Here is a 6,662-nt window from a genome sequence, read left to right as displayed (position 1 = left end):
CGCCACCCTCGACGAGCACTCCGAATTCTATGGGTGAGAAATGCGGGCTAATCCGTGGATGAATTTCCCGGGAGAATCGGCCTCCGCATGATGGGGGCTAATGCAATCACGACCTCCGGGAGTCGAACGAGCCGCACCTGGGGTCAACCTGGCCTCGGATCCGAGCCGGGTCCGTCGATCAGGCGCGGCGCAGCCAACCACGGGGATGGTGCGAGATCAGGAATCGGTCGCACCGCTTCTGATCGAGCTCGAATTCGGGATGGCGCGGGATGAACTCCTCCTGCGCCTTCAGAGGGCCGGGGCGGCCGTCGGAGAACATTCTCAATTCGTGGTACACGCCATCCTGACAGAGCAGGAAGGATCCCGCGGTCACCATCGGAGCCTGGAGCTCCAGCTCCTTGGCGTCGTGAGCCTGCGAGTGATCGCTGTCGAGGATGACCAGGGTCGGGCCTTTTTTAGCCGCCTCCTTGGCCTCGGTCCGCACCCGTTCGACGATCGACGGCTCGACGCCGGAGCCGATCAGGAACGTCACGCGAGGATGATGGATGTCGTGGGGCTCCTGGACATCCATCGTGAGCACTCGCCCCTTGCCCAGCAGGTCGAAGATCGTGGCGTGGAAGAAGGCCGAGCCGCCCCTGTTGATCCGCATTCGCGCCGCTTCTCGATCACGCGACGATCGGTTCCTACTAAAGGTAGGATGCAGACCAATTACCTTACGGAACCCGCCAAGATTCGACAAGATACCGGCTTGTGCATCCAATCGCCACCCTCGGCTGGCCCCGGCGACCGCCCCCTCCGGGGCTCCCGCCATCTTGAGGTTCAGCCTTATCAGACCTGGACGGGTCCGGGAGGTTGGTGCTTGAGGGCCGTGGCGGACCGGCCACGACGAGGCCGGCGTAGGGGCCTCGAGGTCGGGGAGACGTCCGGGCCGGGATCCGCTGGCGGGAGACGGTCCTGTTCTCAGAGGGAGGTGCTCTCTAAGATGGATGCGGAAAACCGACTCAAGGTCCTCTCGGGAGTCCGCAGCTTGAAAGTCCTGGTGATCGGCAAGGGGGGGCGAGAGCACGCGCTCTGCTGGAAGCTCAAGCAGTCGCCGCGCGTGACGGCGGTCTATTGCGCCCCGGGAAATGCAGGGACGGCGCTCGACGTCCAGAACGTGTCCATCGAGGCGAATGACCATCGAGGGCTCTTGCAGTTCGCCAGGCGCGAGGGGATCGGGCTGACGGTGGTGGGGCCGGAGGAGCCGCTTGTCAGGGGGATCGTGGACCTCTTCCAGCGGGACGGGATGAGGATCTTCGGGCCCCGGAAGGACGCGGCCGAGCTCGAAGGGTCCAAGACCTTCGCCAAGGACCTGATGCGTCAGGCCGGGATCCCGACGGCGGACTACCGGGTCTTCCGGTCGGCGCCGGATGCCGAGCACTATATCCTGTCTCGCGAGGTCTCGCTGGTGATCCGGTCGCGGGGGCGATCGACGATCCGCCACACGCTCCATTGCCGGACGGCCGCGGAGTCGCTGGAGGCGATCGAGAGGATCCTGGATCCCAGGGAGATGATGGCCCCCGGCGTCCAGGTCGAGATCGAGGAGCGGAACCACCGGCGGGTCTTCGGCAGCGTCGCGGACGCGCGCGACTTCGTCCTGGGCCGCCCGCTGGGGCTGGTCCTCAAGGCCGACGGGCTCGCCGCCGGCAAGGGGGTCTACGTCTGCAACAACCTCCGTCAGGCGCTCCAGGCGATCGACGAGATCATGGTCCGCCGGATCTATGGCCAGGCGGGCGATACGCTCCTGATCGAGGAGCGGCTCGACGGCTTCGAGACGAGCGTGCTGGCCCTGACCGACGGGCGGACGATCGTCCCCCTGGAGTCCAGCCAGGATTACAAGCGCGCGTTCGATCACGACGAGGGTCCCAACACCGGCGGCATGGGGGCCTTCTCCCCCACGCCCCGGATGACGCCCGAGTTGATGGAGGAGATCGAGCGCGAGGTCCTCGTCCCGGCCGTCCACGCCCTGAAGCGTGCGCGGAGGCCGTTCCGGGGGATCCTGTACGCGGGCCTGATGCTGACGAACCAGGGGCCGAAGGTCCTCGAGTTCAACGTCCGGTTCGGAGATCCGGAGACCCAGGTCATCCTGATGCGCCTCAAGTCCGACCTCCTGGACGCGCTCGATGGGGTCGTGGATGAGCGGCTGGACCGCGTCCGCATGGAATGGGATCCGCGGCCTTCCGTCACGGTGGTCATGGCGGCGGAGGGGTACCCCGGGCATTACGAGCGGGACCACCCGATCGAGAACATCGACCTGGCGGACCGGATGCCCGACGTGAAGGTCTTCCACGCCGGCACGACGCTACGCTCCTCGCCGGGCGAGGGACGCGAGCCTCGGATCGTCAGCGACGGCGGCCGGGTCCTGAACGTCACCGCGCTGGGCGACACCCTGGAGCAGGCCCGCGACCGTGCCTACGAGGCCGTCCGGGCGATCCGCTTCCCCAGGGGGCATTATCGCCGCGACATCGCCGAGAAGCTGCCCGCCGCGAAATGATCGCGGCGGGCTTCGGCCTCGGCTTCAACCCTACTTCTTGCCCGGATAGCTGATCGAGTTGTCGCGCCGGACCAGCCCCTTGATGAATCGCTGGCTGTAGCCGAACCGGACCGGGGTCGTCCGCGGTGACTGGTCGACGTTGGGCGGGACGACCGGGCCCTTGTCGACCTTGACCGAGGCGGCGAAGAAGGCCGAGTTCGCGGCCACGTCCGGCGAGACGATGCCGCTGGACTGGAGCCCGCTGTTGTCCACGGTCCCCTCGACCTTGAGGTTGATGGTGCCGCGGGGCAGGACCACGTTCTCCGGCGCCCCGAAGGGGAAGAACTTGCTGGTGATGGTCTGGAACGTGCCGGGCTCGTTGCGGCCGCTCGGATCGGGATCCACGGAGGTGGAGATGACCGAGTCGAGGACGTTGCCGGCGATCCGGCCGTGGATTGCCCCGCCGCCGTGGGCCGAGGGGGCAAACACCCCCGAGAGCGAACTCTGGAGGCGGTCGGTGATGTTGGGGGGCCGGACGCCATTGAAGATGCCGCCGCCCGCGGTGAACGTGCCGGCCGGAGTGCTCGCGTAAGTCGCCAGCGTCTGGCTGTAGCCGGACTGGACGAACGAGTTGATCAGGTCGCCGCCCAGTACCATGTTGCCGATCTGCCGCGAGACGGTGACGAAGGAGTTCACTCCGCCCCGGTTGGCATGCAGGTTCTGGATGAACTGGGTGTTGATGAGGACGTTGTCCATGCCGCGGCCGAAGCTCACGTTCCGGGAGCCGCCGGGGGCGATCAGGGCGACGTTGTTCGTCTCGCCGCCGATGAAGAAGTTCGACACCTTGGGATCGAGGGTGGCGTCGACGGCCGAGGAGAAGACGTCTCCCACGAGGGCGAACGTCGTGAAGTTGGTGGCGTTGCCGAACACCTTCACCTTGCCGATCTGGCCCGTGACCGCGCCTCCCTGGGAGATGACGTAGGTGCCGCCGGCCGCGGTGGTCGTCGGCGTCGGTGCCGCCGGATTGACCAGGAACTGGGACGGCACCGCCGACGGGAGCGTCGAGGTCGCGTTCGTCGTGTTGCCATCGATCTCGTTCGCCTGGAACAGGTTGAGCCGGCCCGTGACGAGGAAGGTCGCGCTCTGCTGATTGACGGTGCCGGTCGTGGCGGTCCCGGTCGGTGCGGTGGTCTGGGCGTCGGTGATCACCTTGTTGAGGATGATGCTCACGCCCGAGGCAATCGGGGTCCCGATGTTGACGATGAACTCGTTCGCCTGCGAGGTCGTGTTCAGCGCCGTGCCGCCGGTCGGGGTGTACGTCGTGTCGATGCCGCCGAAGCGGAGCACGTTGATCCCCTCGGTGGCGTCGATCCCGCCGGCCACGAACGCGCCGGAGTGGATCGGCGAGTTGAACGTGGGCTTGGTGCCGCTGGTGTTCCCGAGCCAGAAGTCGGGGATGTTCACCGCCGCGATCCCGTTCTGGGCGGACACGTCACGGTCCGACGAGAGCCGCGTCGAGTCGAGCTTCCCGTAGGCCCCGCTGGCCATGACGTTGAGCTGCTGGAAGAAGACGCGGCCGTCCGATCCCGACCCGGGGGTCACCTTGCCGATCAGCCGGCTCTCGGACGTCACCGTGCCGGAGACCGTGATCACGCCGATGTCGCGGGCCTTGCTCGCGTTCGCCTTGGTGAAGGCCGTCCCCGAGGTATCCACCACGTTGAGCGTGCCGGGACCATACAGGGTCAGGGTCCAGCGGTCGCCCTTGGTGTCGACGCCCGAGACGGTGGCCGAGACCTTCGTCGACAGCGACGAGAGCAACTGTCGGGTTTCCAGGTCCTCGGCTCGGGGCTGGAAGGAGCGTCTCGTTGGCGATGGCTTTCGCGGCGACATGATTCTCTTACCCCTTTTCCGGGAGGCAAGGCCGATCGACTGCTGCGGCGTACACCTCGAACGCCTCGCGAGCCACGACCCAAGCCAACGCTTCCCTGCGATCTTCGTGAAACGTATTGCCGCTCAAAGACTTGCGTGCGGCAGGGCTTTCAGGGGGCCGAAGCCCCGGGGCCGAAGTGCAGGGAGACTTGGCGAACCATCGCTGATTATCGACCGGATAATCGGATCTCTTGAGGGATTCGTTAGAATATTCCCAGCCCGCAGGATCGGGAGAACCCTTCCGATCGATCGGTCGTGACTATAAGATCGGTGGCCGGCATGGATGCACGGAGTGCCGGGTATTTGTTGCCGCTCTCAGGGCGGCAAAGGCGAGGGGCCCCAAGGCCCGGTCCCGCCCGCCCGCTCGGGCCGGGATCGCCCTGGATCTTGAAGGCTGTCGAGCATGAGCAATCCCCAGAGCATCCGGCGTCGCCCGTCGGTCCACATCACCCTGCAACGAGCCGCCAGGCTCCATCGGCTGGTCAAGTTCGTGGCCGAAGATGCCAGGACCCGTGAGGGCATCCTCGCGCATCTGAGCATCGGGCTGAGGACCTTCTACCGCGAACTCGAGCTGCTCAGGCGGTGCGGGGTGAAGCTCCGCCATCGGGCGAAGCTGTACACGCTGCTGACCACCGCGGAGCAGGCGGAAGGGCGACTGCCGTTCCCCGATCCCCAGCTCAGCTTCGCCGAGATGGCGGAGCTGGCCGCCTGCGACTGCGACGCGGGCCGGCGGCTCGCCGAGCTGCTGGCCTCGGTCGTCAACCAGCCCGAGCCTCCCCGCAAGTCGCGAGGGAGGGGAAGGACTCGGGGATAGGAGCCGCGACGGGTGCGCCACGCGGGCGCGATGACCGGGCTGGGACTCGAACCCAGGACCAACGGATTAACCTACTCCATCGGCTTTCGCCGACCATCGTCCGAAGCGCCGGCCCGGGGGCCGTCGCGTTGCGGGGATGTTGGAAGTCTGGACTATACCTTCGCCATCGCAGGCGTGCCGCGTCTAGTCTCTGGGGCCGAGGCCGGTGATCCACCGGTCCCTTGCCTGCTGATCACCCAATCCCCCGCTTCTCTGACCGTCACGCTCGCCGTCACCGGCCACGTTGTGGTGCGGGGGCTCTCAGGGCGTTCCAGCATACTGCGGCATCCACTCGTCGCGGTTCCGCGTCTTCCCGCGCGAGGCTCCCTCGCGGCCCATCGACCGCTCGAAGTCCGTTGCTCTACCGACTGAGCTACCCGGTCGAATTCTCAAAGAGGATTCCAGCCTAAGCGAACGCCCGGCGATCGTCCAGTCGTGATCGCCGGGCGTGCTCGATGTCGAGGCAGACCGGCGCCGCTCCGGGATTGAACGGAATCCGCCGGTCGATCTACAGTGCACGCCAGGTCGTCGGCCCGAGGTCGGTCGGCGCGAGGAAAAGCATGGGGGCTCGATCATGGCTCGTCTCGGAATCGTCACGTACAACATCGCCAAGGACTGGGACCTGACGACGATCCTCGCCCGCCTGGAGAAGGTCGGGATCCACGGCGTGGAGCTCCGGACGGGTCACGCCCACAAGGTGGAGGTCAACCTCACGAAGGCCGAGCGAGCGGAGGTCCGCCGGAGGTTCGACGGCTCGCCGGTGGAGCTCGCCGGCCTCGGTTCGGCCTTCGAGTACCAGGCGAGCGACCCGGCCGTCGTCCGCAAGAACATCGAGGATACGAAGGCGTACGTCCTCCTGGCCCACGACCTCGGCTCGCCCGGCGTCAAGGTGCGGCCCAACGGGATCCCGAAGGGGGCGAACCTGGACCAGACCCTCCGCCAGATCGGGCGGGCCCTCCACGAAGTGGGGGAGCATGCCGCCGGGTTCGGGGTCGAGATCCGCGTGGAAGTCCATGGCGCGATCACGCAGGAGCTGCCACACTTCGCCAAGATCATGGCCTACGCCGATCATCCCAACGTCTTCGCTTGCTGGAACTCGAACCCCTCGGACGTCGTCGATGGCTCGGTGAAGCCCGGCTTCGCGCCGATCGCGAGCAAGATCCGCGAGGTCCATCTCCGGGACCTGTTCGACGCGTCCTATCCCTGGCGCGAGCTCTTCGGCCTCCTCGCGGCCCGGGGCTACGAAGGCTACACCCTCGCCGAGATCCCCGAGAGCCCCGACCCGGAACGCGTGCTCCGCTACTTCAAGGCACTCTGGCTCGCCTATCAGCCGCCGGCCGCCGGACGGTGAGCCCGCCCGGGTCCGGT

General features: G+C 67.0%; 5 protein-coding genes. 3 read left to right on the top strand and 2 right to left on the bottom strand.

The genetic code is table 11. The annotated features are described in order from the left end of the window. Positions 1 to 178: 178 nt before the first annotated feature. On the bottom strand, positions 179 to 649 hold the full coding sequence (locus G6O54_RS21955; protein WP_165228046.1) for a CmcI family methyltransferase: 471 nt from the start codon (positions 647 to 649) through the stop codon (positions 179 to 181). A 333-nt stretch (positions 650 to 982) separates the two neighbouring features. On the opposite strand from G6O54_RS21955, the gene purD reads away from it, so the two are divergent. Continuing rightward, on the top strand, positions 983 to 2,533 hold the full coding sequence (gene purD / locus G6O54_RS21950) for a phosphoribosylamine--glycine ligase (RefSeq protein ID WP_250847024.1): 1,551 nt from the start codon (positions 983 to 985) through the stop codon (positions 2,531 to 2,533). A gap of 30 nt (positions 2,534 to 2,563) precedes the next feature. Here purD and G6O54_RS21945 read toward each other — a convergent pair whose 3' ends face one another. Then, positions 2,564 to 4,330, bottom strand: coding sequence for a hypothetical protein (locus G6O54_RS21945; protein WP_165228044.1), 1,767 nt, complete (start codon positions 4,328 to 4,330; stop codon positions 2,564 to 2,566). Between the two features lie 514 nt (positions 4,331 to 4,844). Here G6O54_RS21945 and G6O54_RS21940 point away from each other — a divergent pair. Together G6O54_RS21940 and G6O54_RS21935 are read left to right on the top strand one after the other, a co-directional pair. Then, positions 4,845 to 5,255: a hypothetical protein gene (locus tag G6O54_RS21940; RefSeq protein ID WP_165228042.1), complete on the top strand. Its 411-nt coding sequence runs from the start codon at positions 4,845 to 4,847 to the stop codon at positions 5,253 to 5,255. 613 nt (positions 5,256 to 5,868) lie between these two features. Next, positions 5,869 to 6,645 (top strand): sugar phosphate isomerase/epimerase family protein, encoded by a 777-nt coding sequence (locus G6O54_RS21935; RefSeq protein WP_165228040.1) that lies wholly within the window; start codon positions 5,869 to 5,871, stop codon positions 6,643 to 6,645. Positions 6,646 to 6,662 lie beyond the last annotated feature (17 nt).

Source organism: Aquisphaera insulae, from assembly GCF_011064615.1.
GTDB classification, from domain to species: domain Bacteria; phylum Planctomycetota; class Planctomycetia; order Isosphaerales; family Isosphaeraceae; genus Aquisphaera; species Aquisphaera insulae.
This window is presented reverse-complemented; position numbering and strand designations above follow the sequence as displayed.